Genomic DNA, 17020 nt, shown 5'->3' on the forward strand with positions numbered 1-17020 from the left:
AGAAATCGCTCGGAAATTCGGACCTCGCTCAACGTAGACCAATACCAGGACCACCGCCATGACCTTGACCATGGCCACATCCATCCATCAGGCGTTCTTCGTCTTGGCGTGACGAGCGCAGGGTGATCTTGTCCGGCGCATCGTAGATCAGTCCAGCATCCGCCAAATCCAGCCCATGCTTTTCGAGCCGTCGTGCAGCCATTGGCCTCTAGCCCGGTGCAAGATCAGAGATTTGGGGTTGATGTCTGGCTCGAACCGATGCGCAGATCGTTCGGCACGAGAATTTGCGATCTCCCACCGAGAAAGCGAAGCATCGAGCGTGCGAGCCGAGTCAGTCAGACAGACAGTTGATGCGACCAGGTGCCTCGGCAAAGGTGTAGCTGGACGCGCCTAGCACGGCAACGAATATCTGGGCCTGACGGATTTCACCAGTCTGTCGGTTGATGACCAGCTCGGTCTGGCCGGCGTAGTCGACAAACAGCTTTTCGCCGGCTCGGTGCTCCTGACGCATGAGCGTCCGCTCAGCCATACTCTGGCTGGCCTAAAACGTAGGCAATACCTATGTAATTTCTCTTTCGCGACGCACGGCATGACAATTGTTAACCATTATACGATAATCTGCCTTTGCGTTAGGGATGATTCTGCCTAAAGCAGCACTTAGCGATTGGAGCAAAGAACATGCTTGGAAGTAGTACTATTTCAAAACAAAGCTTTGATGTGCAGACAGCCAATTTTCTTCGCGAGATGATTGTCTCGGGCATCCTGGAGTCAGGCTCTCGCCTGACCGAAGCGAAGCTCACCGAGCAGTTCCAGGTATCTCGCGGCACCATCCGCGCGGCCTTACAAAAGTTGCACAACGAGGGCTTGGTTTCCCAAGTCCCTTACACCGGCTGGCATGTCATCGCCATCGACGCCCAGGATGCCTGGGAACTGCACAACCTGCGGCGCGTGCTCGATGGCCTGGCCGCACGCCTGGCGGCGGAATGCATCAAGCCAGAAGGAAGCAAGCAGCTCGAGGCGGCTTACCAGCGTCTTTGCCAAACCTGCGAAGCCGGCGACCCGAAGGACATCGCTAATGCGGACTTCGAACTGCATAAGCTGATCGTCTTCCTCTCCGGTCACCGACGTCTGCAAGAGCACTACAAACTGACCGAGCAGCAGATTCGCGTGTTTATCGCCTCCTGTGACTCTGAGTTCTCGGACTATAAGAACATCGGCCATCGGCATGCGGCCCTAGTGCAAGCCATATTGTCGGGTGACGCTGATGCGGCCGAGCGGTTGGCCAAGGAGCACAATGCCACCCAAGGCGATGCATTAATCAGCAGTTTGCGCCAGACGGAAACCCAGAAGTAAGCCAACCAGAGAGCTATATCACTCGCCAAGGCTTTGGCCACTGACGAGTGACGTCTACCGCGGGTCAGTCGGTCAGGCGATCTGGACGCAGGGCCTCGCGCTCATAGTGGATGGGCATCGCATACCCATAGAACTGCTTCGCTCGCTCCGGCCGGTTGACGGTCTCGGGGTCTAGGACATAGGTGGGTAATGCGGTAATCCACGCGCCCTTGCCTTCTACCTGGGTCACGCGGTGCAGCGAATAGCGGCCCTTGAATAGCTGCAGGGCACCAGGTTCCCAGATCAGCTTGTGCACCCGACTGCGGTCGCCGTCGAGCACACGTCTGACCCCCTCGAAACTCTCATCCTCGACCGAGCGCATGTTCAGTACGTACTCGAACTCTCCGCCCTGCTCCGGCTGCTCGACCGACACGCTGATGGTAAATTCGCTGCCGTCGAAGTGCCAGGGAAAGTAATGGCCATCCTCCATGATCGCGTACGGACAACGGGCCAGCGGATCGGCCCATTGGTAGATCGGCCAGACCCCGACGCAGGCGCCGACGAAGCGAGTCATGGCATCCCAGTCATAGAGGGCACGTAGGTCCAAGTTGGTTTCGAGGATGTCGGTGTTGATGAATCCACTGGTGCGCCGCTCGAAGAAACGCTTGGGATGTGTTTCCGGTAGCGAGAGGTCTTCCGCGGTCATGTAGGGGTTATGGCTCTGCATCGACCAGAAAGTCCGCTCCCGCAGGCGGTAGGCCTCCGCCCGCATCCGCGCCAGGGCCTCGGGACGGATGAAGTCGGGTACCACACTACAACCCGTCTCATCCAGTGCGCCCGGCACTGGCCGATCAGGGCCTGGGTCTTGGGATTGTCAGGTTGATGAATCGGGTAGCGCTCCAAGTCAATGATATCCGCAAGCGCCGTTTGCTCTGTAGTGGACACAGGTGCTGATGTCATGAGGCCTACAATAAGCCAATGGGTTGTACATCGGCCTGCATAATCACAACCCCTCAAACACCAATCAAACAAATATAATGGCCATCCATCGATTTATTCAATTCAACTCGAATACTACCGCGACAAGTTCTCCTGCAAATCCAGAACTGAGCCCCCTGGCTGGCAGCTCAGAACCTCCTCAGTGGGCTTGCTTGCGCTCCTGGCGCATATCGATGGCCACCACGTCCTTCAGCGCGCCTATGGCCAGATCCAGCAGCTCGGCATCGATGGGCTCCTTGGGATGGAGCAGGTAGACCGGCCGCTGGAAGGTCGGTGCCTTCTCGATCAGGTGCAGCCGCCCCTCTTCGAGCAACGGCGCCACCGTACGCTCGGAGAAATAGCCCGAACCACCGTGTTTCAGGACGTAGTCGAGGCCGATCATACTCAGGCCCACCGATAGGCGTGGCGCGCGGGTTTCCGGGTAGGCAAGATTGTGCGCCGCGCGGAACTCGGCGCCCCAGTCGACGAACACGTAGTCCGGCTGCCAGTGCTTGCTCACCTTGCGCGGGGTGGTCGAGACCAGCACCAGAGTGTCCTCCATCAGTAGCTCGCAAGCCAGGCCGGGCTGCTGGCGCGGGATATAGGTCATCGCCAGGTCGATCAGGCCGTCGCTGAGGTCGGCCAGCAGGTTCTCCGAATAGTCGGCCACCACCCGCGTGCCGACATCCGCCGCGCGCGCCTGCATGGTCTCGACCCAAGCAGGCGCGATCCGCTCCCAGTGGTTCATCTGCACGCCCAGGGTCACCACCGCATTGAGCTCCTCGGGCAGCGCCACCTCCTGGCGCGCCTGCTCCCAGGCCCGCACCGCCGCGTGGGCGAAGCGATGGAAATGCCGCCCGGCCACAGTCAACTCGCAGCCCTCGCGCTTGCGTATGAATAACTGCCGGCCCAGTTGCGTCTCCAAAACCTTGATGCGCGCGCTCACCGTCGACTGGGTGATATGTAGGCGATCGGCAGCCAATTGGAAACCGCCACTCATGGCAACCTCTAGGAATGCTTTCATATGATTGATATTCAATGACTTTTCCTAATCAAATCGAATTCTTAAATGCTTGACAGTGAATAAAATCGTTTTCCTAATATAAGCATTTTGCAGATGATCCGGCCATGCGCCAAGCGCGCCGCAACCCAAATGATTCTCGCCAGGAGACACTGCAATGCTTCAAGTCGCACAACCCCTCGCAAAACCTGTCGTAAGCCCCGCGCTGGAGCAGATCATCGACCTCGATCGCTATCCTATCCATGACCCTGCCGACCCGGTCACCCAGGCATTAGTCGAGCAATGCCGCGCCGAACTCGATGCCGTCGGTTGCTGCTGCGTGCGCGGCTTCATCCGCCCCGAATCGGTCGCACGCATGCTGGCCGAGGCCGAGCGGCTCAAGCCGCAAACCTACTGGTCCGAGAACTCCAACAACCCCTACATGACCAAGGACGACCCCTCGCTGCCGGAAGACCACCCCAAGCGCATCTTCAACAAGCGCACTAACGGCTTCATCAACTCCGACATCCTTGAGGTCGACTCCGATCTGCGCGCCGCCTACGACTCCGACGAGATGCTGCGCTTCGTCTCCGACTGCCTGGGCGTGGCACCGATCTACCAATGGGCCGACCCTCTGGGTCGCAACCCCTACAGCGTGATGGAACCTGGGCACGAGTTCGCCTGGCACTTCGACGGCAACGAGTTCACTGTCAGCATCCTGGTTCAGGGAGCCGAGAAAGGTGGCATGTTCGAGTATTGCCCCGACCTGCGCAGCCCGGAGAACGAGAACCTCGAGGCCGTCACCAAAGTGCTGCACGGCGACCGCGGCCCAGTTCATGAACTGGATCTGCAGCCCGGCGACCTGCAGATCTTCAAGGGCCGCTTCTCCATGCACCGAGTGACCCAGATCGAGGGCCACCGCACGCGCTACATCGCCCTGCCGACCTATGTGCTGGACCCGTACAGCGTCAACCGCCCCGAGCGGGCCAAGCAATTCTATGGTCGCGCCGAGCCGATTCACTATGAGCGGGAAGCGCAGCGCCCGGATCAGCTGCTCGACTGACCCCATCGCTCCCTTTAGGCGCCTGCCGAGCCATCGGTCGGCGCCTTTTTTGACCGTGCATGGCGACCACTCCAGCACGTCACCGCACTCGTTTGGAGTCCCAGCATGAGCAACGTCGACATGGTCCGCCTGGCCCATACCTCTCCGGTCATGCGCCTGACCGACTGCGAAGCGCAGATCGACATGCGCCGCCTGCGCGCCTACCGCCTCGGTCGCATACGCGAACAACTGATCAAGCGCGACTACGCCGCCTGCCTCCTCTTCGACCCGATCAGCATTCGCTACGCCACCGGCTTTCGCAATTACTCACTGTTCCAGATGCACATCCCCTGCAGTTACCTGTTCGTCCCCGCGCAGGGGCCGGTGATTCTTTACGAATCGCCGTCCTCTTTCCACATCGCCCGGGGCCTGGAGAGCATCGACGAATGCCGCCCTGCCCTGCAGCTCAACTATTTCTTCGGCGGTAGCCGGGAGCAGGAGTGGGTCAAGCAATGGATCGATGAGGTCGCCTCCTTGATGCACGAGCATGGCGGCGGCAACCGGCGCCTGGCTATTGGACGCACCGATGCGCGCATTCCCCTGGCACTGGTCAATTCCGGCCATGACATTTTCGATGCCCAGGAGTTGGTGGAAGCCGCGCGGCTGATCAAGTCGCCGGAAGAGGTGCTGGGCATGAACCACGCCATCACCGTGGCCGAAGTCGGCATTTCGCGGATGCGCGAGGCGCTGACTCCCGGCATGACCGAAGTGCAGCTGTGGTCGATCCTGCACCAGACCAATATCGCCATGGGTGGCGAGTGGATCGATTGCCGCCTGCTGTCGTCCGGCGACCGGGCCAACCCCTGGCTGCAGGAAGCCAGCGAGCGAATCATCCGTCCCGGCGAACTGGTGGCCTTCGACACCGACATGATTGGCCCACTGGGCTACTGTGCCGACGTATCGCGCACCTTCCATTGCGGTCCTGGCAGGCCCTCTGCCTCCCAGCGCAGGCTCTACCAATTGGCGCGTGATGAGATCTGTCACAACCTCGAGCTGATCCGTCCCGGGGTCAGCTACCGCGAGCTGTCGGAGAAAGCCTTCAGGCCGCCGGCCGAGTTCGTCGCCAACCGTTACCCCTGCATCGCCCACGGCATCGGCATGTGCGACGAACACCCGAGCATCTTCTATCCCCAGGATTTCGAACAGCACGGCTACGACGGGGTGATCGAGGAGAACATGACCCTGTGCGTGGAAAGCTACATGGGCGCCGAAGGCGGTTACGAGGGCGTCAAGCTGGAGCAACAGGTACTGGTCACTGCCAACGGCTGCGAGGTGCTGTCACGCTATCCACTCGAAGAGGACCTGCTGGTTTAAGGCCTTGCAGGCGCAAACTGCACCTGCAAGGCGCGCCGTCATTCGACAAATTATCAAAAGGAGATAGCCAACGTGCCCCACGAACTGAACGACATCGTTCGCAATGGCCTGTGCATTGGCTGTGGGTTGTGTCAGAGCATTGCCGGCCCGAATAGACTGAAGATGACCATGACCAGAGAAGGCCGGCTCCGCCCTTCTCTGCTTCAGCCCTTGTCGAGCGAGACCACCGAGCGCATTTACGCGGTCTGCCCCGGCGTCCGTGTCGAGGGACTCGACCAGCGCAACTTCGGCCCAGCTTTCACCTCCGACCCGGTCTGGGGCCAGGCCGCACGACTGGCCATAGGCTTCGCCGCCGATCCGCAAGTACGTTTCAAGGCGTCTACGGGGGGCGCGTTGTCGGCGTTGTGCATCTACCTGCTGGAGAGCGGCAAGGTCGACTTCATCCTCCATGTGGCGGCTTCCAACGAACAGCCCATGCGCTCGGAGCGCCATCTGAGCTTCGACCGCAGCCAGGTGCTCCAAGGAGCCGGCTCGCGCTACGGCCCAGCGGCGCCACTGGTTGACTTCTGCCAGCTGCTCGATCAGGAGCGGCCATTCGCCTTCGTCGGCAAACCCTGCGATGTGGCTGCGGTGCGTAATCTGGCCAGGTCCGATCCGCGCGTCGATCGATTTGCGCGCTATCTGCTCAGCCCGGTTTGCGGCGGCGCCTCGGAGCTGACGCTGTCCCACAATATCATTGCCCGCTTCGGGCTCGAGGAACCGGAGGTGGGCCTGCTGCGCTACCGAGGCAACGGCAACCCCGGGCCAACCCGGATCGAGACCAAAGACGGCAGAACCTTCGAGGCCTCCTATAACGAGGTATGGGGTGACGAAGCCGGCTGGCAGTTGCAGTCACGCTGCAAGATCTGCCCGGACGCCATTGGCGAACAAGCCGACATCGCCGTTTCCGATGTGTGGCCCGGCGGCTCGCCACAGGGCGAAGACGCCGGTTTCAATGGCTTTATTGCCCGCACGCCGAAGGGCCTAGAACTACTGGAGCAGGCCGAACGGGCCAGCGCCGTCTGCCTCGATCAACCGATGACCTTTCGCGACCTGGACCTGTTTCAGCCCCACCAAGTGCGGAAAAAGCAGGCAGTGGCCTCGCGGGTGCTGGGTATGCTGCTGGCCGGACAGATGCTGCCGCGTTTTCGGGGACTCAGATTGGTTCGCCTTGCCTGGCACGCGGGCCTGATCTACAACATCCGAAATTGCATCGGCACATTCAGGCGCTCACGTCTGGGTAGGACTCGAGAGCCCGCCGCCTAACAACTGCCGCCGATATGTCTAGGCGATCGGCGGCATTTCCTTTAGAAGCGCTCGACATCCGGTCGTAAATCAAACTCGAAACTCCAGGCCGAGCGATCCTGCTGGATCAGATGCAGATAGCTGTCGGCCACCGCCTCGGCCTTGAGGGTGCTGTCCTGATCCCCGTCTTGCGCACAGATCACCCCATCGATGATCACATGTGCAACATGAATACCTTGGGGTCCCAATTCCCGGGCCATCGACTGAGCAAGACCGCGCTGGGCGAATTTGCTCGAACCAAAAGCGGCGAACTTGGCTCCAGGCTTCACCGCTGAGGTGGCACCAGTAAAGATCAGGGTTCCCTTGCCCCTTTTTTGCATCCGAGATACCGCCTGCTGGGCGCACAGGAAGGCCCCCAAACAGTTGACCCGCCAGAGCGCTTCGAAGTCGGCTGCCTGAGTGTCCATTAGGGATTGACAGAGGAAGGCGCCCGCCGTGTAGACCAGCACGTCGGGCACACCAAGATCGCGCTCAATGGCCTCGAAGGCCTGACTCAACTCTGCCTCGTCGGTCAGGTCGCAGGTGAACAACCGCATCACGCCACCGGCACTGCCGATCTCCTGCGCGAGGCGTTCACCCACCTCGCGGTGCCGGGCCAGGCCGGCCACGGCATAACCTGCTGCGGCCAGCTTGCGGCATAGAGCGGCGCTCAGACCGGGACCGACCCCGGCCACCACGGCTACGGCTTGCTCACTACTCATGGATCACCTCCTCTAGGTAGCTGGGATTGGCCCGGTGTAGGTCGCTCAGCAAAGGCTACCGCCGCTGAAGGCATGACCCTGGGGAATGTCGCGGTACTCGGCAAAGACCTTTTCGATCGGCACTGCCAGGCACTCCGCGACCGTGCTGGCGGTGGCCTGCAGAACCCTCGCCTTGAGCTCTGCCGTACGCCCCTCCAGGGCCGTGATTGAGATCAGTGGCGCCGCCTTGCCGGCATCGGCTTCGCCCCAGACGCAGTCGCCTTCGGCATAGGTGCCTGGAGCAACCGCTTGAAAAATCACCCAGCAATAGTTCTGCGGGATGCCCAGCGCATCGGCGGCGGCAGCCGTGCAGCGGGTCAGCATTTGACTCACATCGCAGCTCTGTGGGGCGATGGCCTGGATTCGGATAGTTGGCATTTGGATAGCTCCTCGATGGTTATTTGAAGTGTTAGTTGCGACTCTGAACGTAGGGCGCATGAGCGGTCAGGCCACCGTCCAAGACGAACAGTTGGCCGCTGGCGAAAGAGGCCTCATCCGAGGCCAACCAGGTCGCCAGGTTGGCGATGTCCTGCGGCTCGCCGAGGCGACCAACCGGATGCTGGGCGATCACCGCGCCTTCGGCCTCGGCCGGGTCGGCCTGACTCTGCAGGTAGGCGCTCATCATGTCGGTGCGGATCCAGCCCGGACAGATGGCGTTGCAACGAATGCCCTCGCGACCGTAATCCACCGCGATGGACTTACTCAGGGCATGCACACCGCCCTTGGATGCGCAGTAGGCAGCAAGGCCCGGATCGGCGGCGAAGCCGTCGTAGGAGCCAATATTGAGAATGACCCCTCCGCCAGCCTGGCGCATGGGCGCCAAGGCTGCCTTGGCACAGAGGAACACGCCCTTGAGGTTAATGCCCATCAGCCAGTCCCACTCTGCTTCGCTGGTCTCACCGATGGGTTTTTCCAGCTGCACCGAGGCGTTATTGACTAGTACGTCCAGGCGACCGAAGCGCTCGAGCGCGAAGGCCATCAGCGCCTGCACGTCGGCGGCACGGGCCACATCCGTGCGGCAGAACAGCGGATTCCCGGCGCCGCCGGCGAACGGTGGATCGGGCTCGCTGCGCCCGGCCACCACCACTTGGGCGCCTTCGACGACGAAGCGCTCGACGATTGCGCGGCCGATGCCGCGTCCACCGCCGGTGACTATTGCGATCTTGCCCACCAGCCTGCCCGTCATCACCAGCCTCCTGTGTTTAGTAGCCGCGCACTGGATCGTAGATCGGGAAAGGTAGCTCGCCCGCTTGTACCCGCTTGATGTTGTCGGCTATCAGCTTGGCCGCCGAGTGGGCGTAGTTGATGCCGGCGATATGCGGGGTGACGAAGACCTTGGGATGGCTCCACAGCGGACTGTGCGCAGCAAGCGGCTCACTGCGGAATACGTCCAGGGCGGCAGCCTCAAGGTGGCCGCTGTCCAACGCCGCCACCAGGTCATCTTCGACCAGGATCGGCCCACGGCTAATGTTGATCACGCAGGCACCGGCCGGCAGTTGAGCGAAACGCTCGGCATTCAGCAAATTTTCCGTGGCCGGGGTCAGCGGCAGCACATTGATCAGGATATCGGTCTGTTGCAGAAACTCGGCGAGTCGCTCATCACCCTGGTAGAACTCGACGCCCTCGACCTTGACTGGATCACGCCCCCAACCGGAAACCGAGAAACCCAGGTCGCGGACGAACTTCGCCGCCACCGCGCCCATCGCACCCATGCCGAGAAAACCCACGCGGCGCTCAGCGGGATCGAGGTGCGGATGGCGGCGCCAGAGCCGCTGCGGCTGGTCCTGTTGGTAGCGATGGTAGTTGCGGTGAAAATGAATCACCCAATGCACCGCGTGCATGGCCATGTCCCTGACCACCAAGTCATCCACCAGGCGCACGATCGGTACTCCCGGCGGCAGGTCGGGGTCGCGGAGGATGTGCTCAACGCCGGCACCGAAGGACAGAATCGCCTTGAGGTTCGGGTAATGGCGCAAATCGCCCACGGGGTGCATCCACAGGGCCACGAAGTCGATCTCGGCCGGATCGCCGACGTCGGGGAAAACTCGGAAGTCCTGCTCAGGAAGATGCTTGGCGAATTCGCGGCGCCAGGACTCGGGGTCGGCGCCTGCGTAACTGAACAGCAATGCCATGGGGGGCCTCCACTAGGGAATATGGGGTGGGTCAGAGCACGCGGAAGCGATCCACGGCATCGGCATCGAAGCTGAAGCCCAGTCCTGGACGCTGGGGGATAGCAATCAAACCGTCCTTGATTTCCATTTTTTCCCGGTACAGCGGCGAGAACCAGGACACGTGCTCGACCGAGATGCAGTTGGGTGCCGAGCCTGCGATGCTCAGGCTCTGCTCGGTGAAAATATGCGTAGAGATCGGCATGTTGTGGGCAGCGGCCAGGTTGGCCGTCCGACGAAACTCGGTAAGCCCGCCGATACGCTGCAGGTCCGGCATGAGAATATCTGCGGCCTTGGCGTCAATCATCGCACGCATGCCATGGCGGGTGTATTCGGTCTCGCCCGAGGCGATCGGCACATCCAGCGCCGCGGCCACGGCGGCATGGCCCTGGTGGTCATAGGAGGCCACTGGTTCCTCGAACCAGCCAAGATTGAAGGGTTCTAACATTCGCCCGAGACGTATCGCCTGATGGGGGGCAAAGGCCTGGTTGCCGTCGGCGAGCAGTTCAATGTCCGCGCCTATAGCCTCGCGCACCGCAGCCACGCGAGCCACGTCTTCTTCCATGCGCGGCTTACCCAGGCGAATCTTCATCGAGCGGAAGCCCTGGGCCAGGAACTCCCTGGCCTCCTCTACCAACTCATCGACGCTCTGCGATAACCACAAGCCGCTGCTGGCGTAGGCCTTAACCGAGTCGCGATAGGCACCGAAGAGCTTGTAGACCGGCTGCCCGGCCGCCTTTCCGATCAGATCCCAGCAGGCGGTATCCAGCGCCGACATCGCCCCGATGGTGATGCCCTCGTGGCCGATGGGATTGATCTCGCGCCACATGCCGTCCCACATCCGCTCTACATAGTGCGGGTCTTGACCCACCACGTGGTGGGCCAGACTCTTGATCATGTCGTCGAAAACACTCAGGCGAGAGGTGTTCAGGGTAAAGATGTAGTTCTCGCCGATGAGCCCAGTGTCGGTTTCCAGATAGACCAGCACGCAACCCACAGAGCGCGTCTCGTGGATGGCCGTGATCAATGGCTTCTCCAGGGGCACCTCGACTTGCACGGTTCGCAGATTCGTAATCTTCATTTGCACTGTTCCCGATTCACTTAATTTGAGCGCCTCGCTGAGGGTCGACAGAGACCACGCAGGTGGTTCATAAGTCGCGCATCAACATGGGCCACTGCTTGCGGGGATCAGCATATGTCTCTTGATGATGGTTGACAATCATCAATTATCGATTTACAAAGATAGCCAGTTGCAACACCAGTTGGCCTGCACCGGGCGTATCGCCGACAACCTCCTAGCTTCGGAGCGAACAGTGAAGATCTCGCGCATCGCGATCTACCGAAAAAACCTCAGCGACGGCAACGAAGTCTTTGCCAGGGGCCGTGGCAACGTCATCGAGTCGAGTTCGTCCACTATTGAAGTAGTAGATACCGATGCCAGCCCCAGTGATGTCGGTGAGTTCTGCGGCGAGAACCACATAGTGGCCCACAGCGAGGTAACGGAATCGGCGGCGCGCTTGAGGAGTGAAGACCTCCGCCAAGTAGCGCACATCGAGCGTCTAATGGACCACACCATTCTTGGCCATAGGCATACCAAAGCCGCCGTCAATCTCGCCTGCTGGAACCTCCTCAGTAACAAGCTAACTGATGGTGCGCCGATGTCGCAGGACAATGAAAAGGCCATCGCTGACGCTAACCGGGATTGGTCGTGGAAGCCTATCTCGGCTCGTTCGGCAATCCAGTACCCGTGTACGGACAACAAGCATGACCGCCAACAAGCCTCTTTTCGCTCGAAAGCTACTGTATGGGTGACGCAGGAAACGACAACGAACTAGACATTGGTTCATCAGTTTCAGGTCTGCCGCTCACACATAAATGTGATCAAAAAAATTCCATGGGTTAATTCGCACCCACGAAACCGGCCCATCGACCGTTAGTTGATAATCCTAATAAGTACAAGAGGTGAACCATGAAAAAGCCCGTCACAAGTCTCACCACGCTAGCCTCCTGCATCCTGGCGGCCACTGCGTTATCGGCCCAGGCCAACTGTGAGTTCGGCGAAACCATCCAGATCGCTGATATGAGCTGGGTCTCGGCGTCAACGATTGCTCACGTGGAGTCGAAGATTCTCGAGAACGGCTTCGGCTGTAAGACTGAGCTCATCCCGGGCGAGACGGTCACCACAGCCACCACCATGGTCAAGAAGGGCCTCCCGCATATCGCGCCAGAGCTGTGGAGCAGCAATGCCAAGAAACTGCTTGAGGAAGGCGAGGAGAAAGGCACTGCATACGTTGCCGGCAACGTGTTCGCTAGTGGCGGTGTCGATGCCTGGTGGGTACCCAAGTACGTGATCGATCAACACCCCGATATAAAATCGGTGGAAGACCTGGCCCGCTACAGCGATCTATTTAAAGTCGCGGGCTCGGACAAGGGCCGTTTCTACAACAGCATCCCCGGCTGGACCGTCGAAGCACGCAGTACCAACCTGATGCATGCCTATGCTCTGGATGAGAAGTTCGAGATCTACTCGGCTGGCTCGGGCGCGGCGCTTGATGCGGCCATCGTGTCGAATTACAAGCGCAAGAAGCCGATTTTCTTCTACTACTGGGGACCTTCGGCCATTCTCGGCAAGTACGACATGGTTCAGCTGGACATGAAGCCTTATGACCCAGCCAACGACTCGTGCAACGCCGAACCCGACTGTAAGACACCAACGACTAGTGGTTTCCGGAGAGCAGAAGTGAACACCTTGGTTGTCGGTAAAATCAAGGAGAAGGCGCCCTCGATCTATCAGTTCCTGAGCAAAGTGCAGCTCGAGAACGCCGCAGTGAACAAACTACTTGCCTGGGGTGAAGATAACGGCGCCGATCCGGAGAAAATCGCCAATTACTTCCTAAAGAATCATCAAGATATTTGGACTGCCTGGGTGTCGAAGGACGTCGCCGACAAAGTCATCGCCAAGCTCAATTAACCACTGAATGTCCGGCGCGGCCGTAGTCGCGCCAGACTGATGCGAGGTCCTTAACCCATGTTTCCAGAAATGATAGACCCCAGCGTTTTCAGGGGCGTCGTCGACCACTCCATCGATCAGTTCGTCATCCACTGGGCAACGGCCCTCGAGGAATTCTTCTATCCCTTTCTCCAGTTGCTGAACTTCTTCGAGTCGGTGTTGATCCATAGCCCGTGGTGGCTGGTTATCGGTGTGGTTTCGGCCGCGGCTTATGCCAGTTCCCGCAAGTTGTCACTGGCAGTCTTCATCGCGCTAGCCATGTTTGGTATCGGATTTCTTGGCCTCTGGGAAGACGGCATGCGCACCCTCGCGCTGATGCTCGTTTGCACGCTTTTAGCTACCGGCGTCGGCGTACCGCTGGGTATCCTGATGTCCTGGTCCAATCGCTTCCGCTCGGTGATGCTGCCAGTGCTGGACATCATGCAGACCATGCCCAGCTTCGTTTATTTGATCCCAGTCATCATGCTATTTGGCCCGGGCAAGATCCCGGCGGTTCTGGCCACCGTGGTCTACGCTGTGCCGCCACTGATCCGTTTGACCGATCTGGGCATTCGTCAGGTCGACGGTGAGATCATCGAAGCGGCCCAATCTTTCGGTGCTAATCGCATGCAGAAGCTGTTTTGGGTGCAGATCCCGCTCGCGCTGCCGAGCATCATGGCCGGCATCAACCAGGCCACGATGATGGCACTGTCAATGGTGGTGATCGCCTCGATGATCGGTGCCCAAGGCCTCGGATTCCAAGTCTTGCAGGGCATCACCCGCCTAGAAGTCGGACGTGGCCTGATGGCTGGTCTCGCCATCGTTCTTCTGGCTGTGGTCTTCGATCGTATCACCCAGGCCTTTGGCAAACGCGCTCAGGCCCACCTGGACACCAAGAGCTGATTGGGTATGACTATGAACAGCAACTATAAGATCGAGATCAAGAACATCTACAAGGTGTTCGGAGCGGCTCCAAGCGCCGCCATTGCCATGATCAAGGGTGGCGCAAGCAAGAACGAGATTCTCAAGCAAACCGGCAACGTGGTCGGCCTCAATGACGTCTCGATGGCCATCGAGGCCGGGCATATCCATGTAATCATGGGCCTGTCCGGCTCAGGTAAATCGACCTTGATCCGTCACTTCAACCGCTTGATCGAACCGACCAGCGGACAGGTCTTGGTCGATGGTCAAGACGTGCTTAAGTTCAGCAAGAAGGAGCTCGAGCACTACCGCCGGCACAAGGTCAGCATGGTGTTTCAACGTTTTGGCCTGTGCCCCCATGAGACCGTGCTCGCCAACGCTGCCTTCGGCCTGAAGGTGCAGGGTGTGCCCCGCGCCGAGCGCGAGAAAAAGGCCCTTTACTGGTTGGAACAGGTTGGCCTGGCCGGGGTGGAAAAGCACTACCCTCACCAGCTCTCCGGCGGCATGCAGCAGCGCGTCGGCCTGGCCCGGGCGCTGGTCAATGACCCCGACATCCTGCTGATGGATGAAGCCTTTAGCGCCCTCGACCCGCTAATCAAGAGCGAGATGCAGGATCAACTGCTGCAACTGCAGAAGAAGCTCAACAAGACCATCGTGTTCATCACCCACGACCTCGATGAGGCGCTGAAAATCGGCGACCGCATCGCCATCCTCAAGGACGGCGAACTGGTCCAGCAGGGCACCTCGTCCGACATCCTGATGCGTCCGGCCGACGACTACGTCAAGGAGTTCATCGGTGGGGTCAATCGCTACAAGGCGATCCGCGTTAGCCATCTGCTACGCAAGGTGCCACTGGCCATGGTCAAAGGCGGCGAAAACTTTGCCGACGCGCGCCCTGCCCCCTCTGGTACGGTGCGGATGAACCAACCGCTGGAAGAGGTAATGCCGCTGCTCATGGGCACTGACAGCAGCCTGGCGGTGCACAATGATGAAGGTGTACTAATCGGCCACCTGGACAAGGCCGAGGTTATGAGGGCGCTCTATCACTGAACGCCCACGCCGATTGCAACTTACAAGTTGCCGTGCCCGCCCGGCATCTCGCCGGACGGGCACGGACATGGTCAAGTTGGACATGGCACCATACGACGAGGCCAATGACTCATGCAATGCCGAGGCCGATTGCAAAAAGCCAACGCTCAGCGCCTTCCCGGTCGTAGCGGTAAATACCGTAGTGGCCGACACCATCAAGAACAGTGCTCCGGTCATTTACCAGTTTCTGAGGAGGGTACAGTTTGAGAACGCCAAACTGAACAAGCTGCTGGCCTGGGGCGAGGACAACAAGGTCGAGCCCAAGGAAGTCGCCCAATATTTCTTGAAAAATCATCAAAATATCTGGAAGACCTGGGTTCCGCAGGAAGTTGCCGACAAGGTCATCACCCGCCTCGAATAACACCCAGAACAATAGACGCGCCACCGTCTCGCCTGCCTGATCCACTGGCCGGGCAAGGGCTGAACTGCACAGCATAGGTGCTCCCATCTCACCCAGTCTCCGCAATCGATGCCAAGGCAGGCCCACCATATTGCCCAAGGGTGTGATCTGCGACCCGATAGTTCTCGATGCCAACCTACCCCTGAATGAGCATCTGCTATCAGGTGCTCTGGTGACATTCGTCGCGGCAAAGCAACTGCCCATGGTGATAGACCCGACGCTGTGACTTATGGCTGAGCGCCGTCGGAGTTTGCTTTACTGAGTCTCTCTGCGACCGTAAGCTGCTCCGGCACTTCATTCGAGGCGCCGACCGTGGTCTCCTGAACCATGGTCATTACGACCTGGGAAGTACCGGAGCCAATGGGCACACAGAGTCCCTGTTCGGCGAGCGGCACAGCGCTACGCCGGGTCATGCGGTACAGGGCGAAGACGCCAATAACGGCATGCACCACGCCCAAATACCAGAAGAACCCATCTGGACCCACAGCCTCCATGACAAAAGCCGCCAGGCTTGGACCTATGGTCGCACCGATGCCGAAGGCAAGTACCAGGTTGCTGCTGGCGGCGACCATCTGTCGAGGATCGAGCGCATCGTTGGTATGGGCGACACACAGGGAATACATGGGGAAGGCCAGACCACCGAACAGGAACGCTACGGCCAGCAGGCCCGCCGTCGAAGCCTTTGCGATCGCCACCGCCAACAACGAGGTCAGCGCGGCCAAGGCCGTCACGACGAAGATGACCCTGCGCCTATCGAGCCGGTCGGACAGACTGCCAATAGGCCACTGCAGCACCACACCACCGACAAACACCAGGCCCATGAACAAAGAGATCCGGCTCAGCGACAGTCCCATCTGCTGGGCATAGATCACCCCCATTCCGAGCATCGCGCCAATCGACATGCCGGTACCCATACAACCTAGGATGCCCAGCGGCGAACTGCGATAGAGCTGGAGCAGGCTCAGGTGCTCGGGTGCCGCGAAGCTTGGTGCCGGCGTTGCGCTCAGCAGAATCGGCAGCAGCGCTAGGGAGAGCTGCACCGAGATCAAAATGAAGAGCTCAAAACTGCCGGGGTCGGCCAGGTTCAAAAGCAGCTGACTACAGGCCATGGCTCCTGTGGTGATGACCATATAGAGCGACAGCAGCTGCCCGCGGGTGGCGTTGCTGGCGCTGTCGTTGAGCCAACTCTCGGCGACAATGAACAAGCCAGCGATACAGAAGCCAGTGACCAAGCGCATACCGAACCATAGCCAAGGGTCGATGAACACCGCATGGAGCAACACCACGCTCGACGCCAGCGACGCGAGCGCGGCGAACACACGAATATGTCCGACTTGCGCCACTATCCTTGGGGTCAGCGTCGAGCCGGCGAGGAATCCGAAAAAATAGCCGGTCATCAGGATCCCGGTGATTTGCGTGGAAAAGCCTTCCTGCGAAGCGCGCAAGCCAATCAGCGAGCCCTGCAGACCGTTACCCAGCATCAGCAAGCCCATGCTTAGCAGCAGTGCAGCGGTAGTTCTGATCATTGCTCGCATCATTAGCCCCTTGGCAGGTGAGTTGCGGTCGACGCTGCCGCAAAAAAAAACCCTGGAGTCCAGGGCTAAAAGCACCGAGGTGCCACTATTTCATCTGTCCGCGGGGCG

Annotated in this window: 17 protein-coding genes and 1 pseudogene; 9 read left to right on the forward strand and 9 right to left on the reverse strand. The window is 59.9% G+C overall.

Annotated elements, in window-relative coordinates; translation table 11 throughout:
* Positions 1-234 precede the first annotated feature (234 nt).
* Positions 235-514, reverse strand: a pseudogene (locus ELQ88_RS01300) (IS21 family transposase); the annotation flags it as partial.
* Positions 515-678: 164 nt separating this feature from the next.
* Here ELQ88_RS01300 and ELQ88_RS01305 point away from each other — a divergent pair.
* A complete protein-coding gene (locus ELQ88_RS01305) occupies positions 679-1353 on the forward strand; it encodes a GntR family transcriptional regulator (RefSeq protein WP_138963126.1) in 675 nt (224 codons plus the stop codon).
* 64 nt (positions 1354-1417) lie between these two features.
* Here the strand turns inward: ELQ88_RS01305 and ELQ88_RS01310 are convergent, their stop codons facing one another.
* Together ELQ88_RS01310 and ELQ88_RS01315 are read right to left on the reverse strand one after the other, a co-directional pair.
* Entirely contained in the window at positions 1418-2176 is a 759-nt protein-coding gene (locus ELQ88_RS01310) for a hypothetical protein (RefSeq protein ID WP_228761509.1), read from the reverse strand.
* Positions 2177-2470: 294 nt separating this feature from the next.
* Positions 2471-3334 (reverse strand): LysR family transcriptional regulator, encoded by an 864-nt coding sequence (locus ELQ88_RS01315; protein WP_138963128.1) that lies wholly within the window; start codon positions 3332-3334, stop codon positions 2471-2473.
* A gap of 154 nt (positions 3335-3488) precedes the next feature.
* On the opposite strand from ELQ88_RS01315, the gene ELQ88_RS01320 reads away from it, so the two are divergent.
* The 3 genes from ELQ88_RS01320 to ELQ88_RS01330 all read left to right on the forward strand — a co-directional run bounded on the left by ELQ88_RS01320 (position 3489) and on the right by ELQ88_RS01330 (position 7031).
* Positions 3489-4373: a hypothetical protein gene (locus ELQ88_RS01320; protein ID WP_138963130.1), complete on the forward strand. Its 885-nt coding sequence runs from the start codon at positions 3489-3491 to the stop codon at positions 4371-4373.
* 105 nt (positions 4374-4478) lie between these two features.
* Positions 4479-5726, forward strand: coding sequence for a Xaa-Pro peptidase family protein (locus ELQ88_RS01325; protein WP_138963132.1), 1248 nt, complete (start codon positions 4479-4481; stop codon positions 5724-5726).
* 72 nt (positions 5727-5798) lie between these two features.
* Positions 5799-7031, forward strand: coding sequence for a Coenzyme F420 hydrogenase/dehydrogenase, beta subunit C-terminal domain (locus ELQ88_RS01330; protein ID WP_138963134.1), 1233 nt, complete (start codon positions 5799-5801; stop codon positions 7029-7031).
* Between the two features lie 41 nt (positions 7032-7072).
* Here ELQ88_RS01330 and ELQ88_RS01335 read toward each other — a convergent pair whose 3' ends face one another.
* Genes ELQ88_RS01335 through ELQ88_RS01355 form a run of 5 tightly spaced genes read right to left on the reverse strand, consistent with a single transcriptional unit; the run spans position 7073 to position 11059 of the window.
* Positions 7073-7771 carry an SDR family NAD(P)-dependent oxidoreductase gene (locus tag ELQ88_RS01335; protein ID WP_138963136.1) on the reverse strand — a complete coding sequence of 233 codons (699 nt, stop codon included), beginning with the start codon at positions 7769-7771 and terminating at the stop codon, positions 7073-7075.
* A gap of 45 nt (positions 7772-7816) precedes the next feature.
* Positions 7817-8188 carry a tautomerase family protein gene (locus tag ELQ88_RS01340; RefSeq protein ID WP_138963138.1) on the reverse strand — a complete coding sequence of 124 codons (372 nt, stop codon included), beginning with the start codon at positions 8186-8188 and terminating at the stop codon, positions 7817-7819.
* A gap of 31 nt (positions 8189-8219) precedes the next feature.
* Positions 8220-8996, reverse strand: coding sequence for a glucose 1-dehydrogenase (locus tag ELQ88_RS01345; RefSeq protein ID WP_138963140.1), 777 nt, complete (start codon positions 8994-8996; stop codon positions 8220-8222).
* A gap of 16 nt (positions 8997-9012) precedes the next feature.
* Positions 9013-9942 carry a glyoxylate/hydroxypyruvate reductase A gene (locus ELQ88_RS01350; RefSeq protein WP_138963142.1) on the reverse strand — a complete coding sequence of 310 codons (930 nt, stop codon included), beginning with the start codon at positions 9940-9942 and terminating at the stop codon, positions 9013-9015.
* A gap of 31 nt (positions 9943-9973) precedes the next feature.
* Complete coding sequence (locus tag ELQ88_RS01355; RefSeq protein ID WP_138963144.1) at positions 9974-11059, reverse strand: mandelate racemase/muconate lactonizing enzyme family protein; 1086 nt, start codon at positions 11057-11059, stop codon at positions 9974-9976.
* A gap of 124 nt (positions 11060-11183) precedes the next feature.
* Between ELQ88_RS01355 and ELQ88_RS01360 the strand changes: the two genes are divergently transcribed.
* The 5 genes from ELQ88_RS01360 to ELQ88_RS01380 all read left to right on the forward strand — a co-directional run bounded on the left by ELQ88_RS01360 (position 11184) and on the right by ELQ88_RS01380 (position 15338).
* On the forward strand, positions 11184-11813 hold the full coding sequence (locus ELQ88_RS01360; RefSeq protein WP_138963146.1) for a hypothetical protein: 630 nt from the start codon (positions 11184-11186) through the stop codon (positions 11811-11813).
* A gap of 134 nt (positions 11814-11947) precedes the next feature.
* Complete coding sequence (locus ELQ88_RS01365; RefSeq protein WP_138963148.1) at positions 11948-12949, forward strand: ABC transporter substrate-binding protein; 1002 nt, start codon at positions 11948-11950, stop codon at positions 12947-12949.
* A 57-nt stretch (positions 12950-13006) separates the two neighbouring features.
* The gene (locus ELQ88_RS01370; protein WP_138963150.1) at positions 13007-13870 is read left to right on the forward strand and encodes a proline/glycine betaine ABC transporter permease; all 864 of its coding nucleotides are present in this window, start codon (positions 13007-13009) and stop codon (positions 13868-13870) included.
* Between the two features lie 6 nt (positions 13871-13876).
* Positions 13877-14938, forward strand: coding sequence for a glycine betaine/L-proline ABC transporter ATP-binding protein (locus ELQ88_RS01375; RefSeq protein ID WP_138963152.1), 1062 nt, complete (start codon positions 13877-13879; stop codon positions 14936-14938).
* A 67-nt stretch (positions 14939-15005) separates the two neighbouring features.
* Entirely contained in the window at positions 15006-15338 is a 333-nt protein-coding gene (locus ELQ88_RS01380; RefSeq protein ID WP_138963154.1) for a glycine betaine ABC transporter substrate-binding protein, read from the forward strand.
* A gap of 266 nt (positions 15339-15604) precedes the next feature.
* Here the strand turns inward: ELQ88_RS01380 and ELQ88_RS01385 are convergent, their stop codons facing one another.
* Positions 15605-16870 carry an MFS transporter gene (locus ELQ88_RS01385; protein WP_161599941.1) on the reverse strand — a complete coding sequence of 422 codons (1266 nt, stop codon included), beginning with the start codon at positions 16868-16870 and terminating at the stop codon, positions 15605-15607.
* Positions 16871-17020: the final 150 nt, after the last annotated feature.

This window comes from Pseudomonas sp. MPC6 (assembly GCF_006094435.1).
GTDB lineage: Bacteria > Pseudomonadota > Gammaproteobacteria > Pseudomonadales > Pseudomonadaceae > Aquipseudomonas.

Bases quoted from the DNA above. Each gene is read 5' to 3' on its own strand.
- ELQ88_RS01380 (WP_138963154.1), top strand. From the start codon at position 15,006: ATGGTCAAGTTGGACATGGCACCATACGACGAGGCCAATGACTCATGC.
- ELQ88_RS01385 (WP_161599941.1), bottom strand. From the start codon at position 16,870: ATGGGCTTGCTGATGCTGGGTAACGGTCTGCAGGGCTCGCTGATTGGC.
- ELQ88_RS01320 (WP_138963130.1), top strand. From the start codon at position 3,489: ATGCTTCAAGTCGCACAACCCCTCGCAAAACCTGTCGTAAGCCCCGCG.
- ELQ88_RS01315 (WP_138963128.1), bottom strand. From the start codon at position 3,334: ATGAAAGCATTCCTAGAGGTTGCCATGAGTGGCGGTTTCCAATTGGCT.
- ELQ88_RS01335 (WP_138963136.1), bottom strand. From the start codon at position 7,771: ATGAGTAGTGAGCAAGCCGTAGCCGTGGTGGCCGGGGTCGGTCCCGGT.
- ELQ88_RS01305 (WP_138963126.1), top strand. From the start codon at position 679: ATGCTTGGAAGTAGTACTATTTCAAAACAAAGCTTTGATGTGCAGACA.
- ELQ88_RS01370 (WP_138963150.1), top strand. From the start codon at position 13,007: ATGTTTCCAGAAATGATAGACCCCAGCGTTTTCAGGGGCGTCGTCGAC.
- ELQ88_RS01350 (WP_138963142.1), bottom strand. From the start codon at position 9,942: ATGGCATTGCTGTTCAGTTACGCAGGCGCCGACCCCGAGTCCTGGCGC.
- ELQ88_RS01355 (WP_138963144.1), bottom strand. From the start codon at position 11,059: ATGAAGATTACGAATCTGCGAACCGTGCAAGTCGAGGTGCCCCTGGAG.
- ELQ88_RS01345 (WP_138963140.1), bottom strand. From the start codon at position 8,996: ATGACGGGCAGGCTGGTGGGCAAGATCGCAATAGTCACCGGCGGTGGA.
- ELQ88_RS01360 (WP_138963146.1), top strand. From the start codon at position 11,184: ATGATGGTTGACAATCATCAATTATCGATTTACAAAGATAGCCAGTTG.
- ELQ88_RS01375 (WP_138963152.1), top strand. From the start codon at position 13,877: ATGACTATGAACAGCAACTATAAGATCGAGATCAAGAACATCTACAAG.
- ELQ88_RS01340 (WP_138963138.1), bottom strand. From the start codon at position 8,188: ATGCCAACTATCCGAATCCAGGCCATCGCCCCACAGAGCTGCGATGTG.
- ELQ88_RS01325 (WP_138963132.1), top strand. From the start codon at position 4,479: ATGAGCAACGTCGACATGGTCCGCCTGGCCCATACCTCTCCGGTCATG.
- ELQ88_RS01365 (WP_138963148.1), top strand. From the start codon at position 11,948: ATGAAAAAGCCCGTCACAAGTCTCACCACGCTAGCCTCCTGCATCCTG.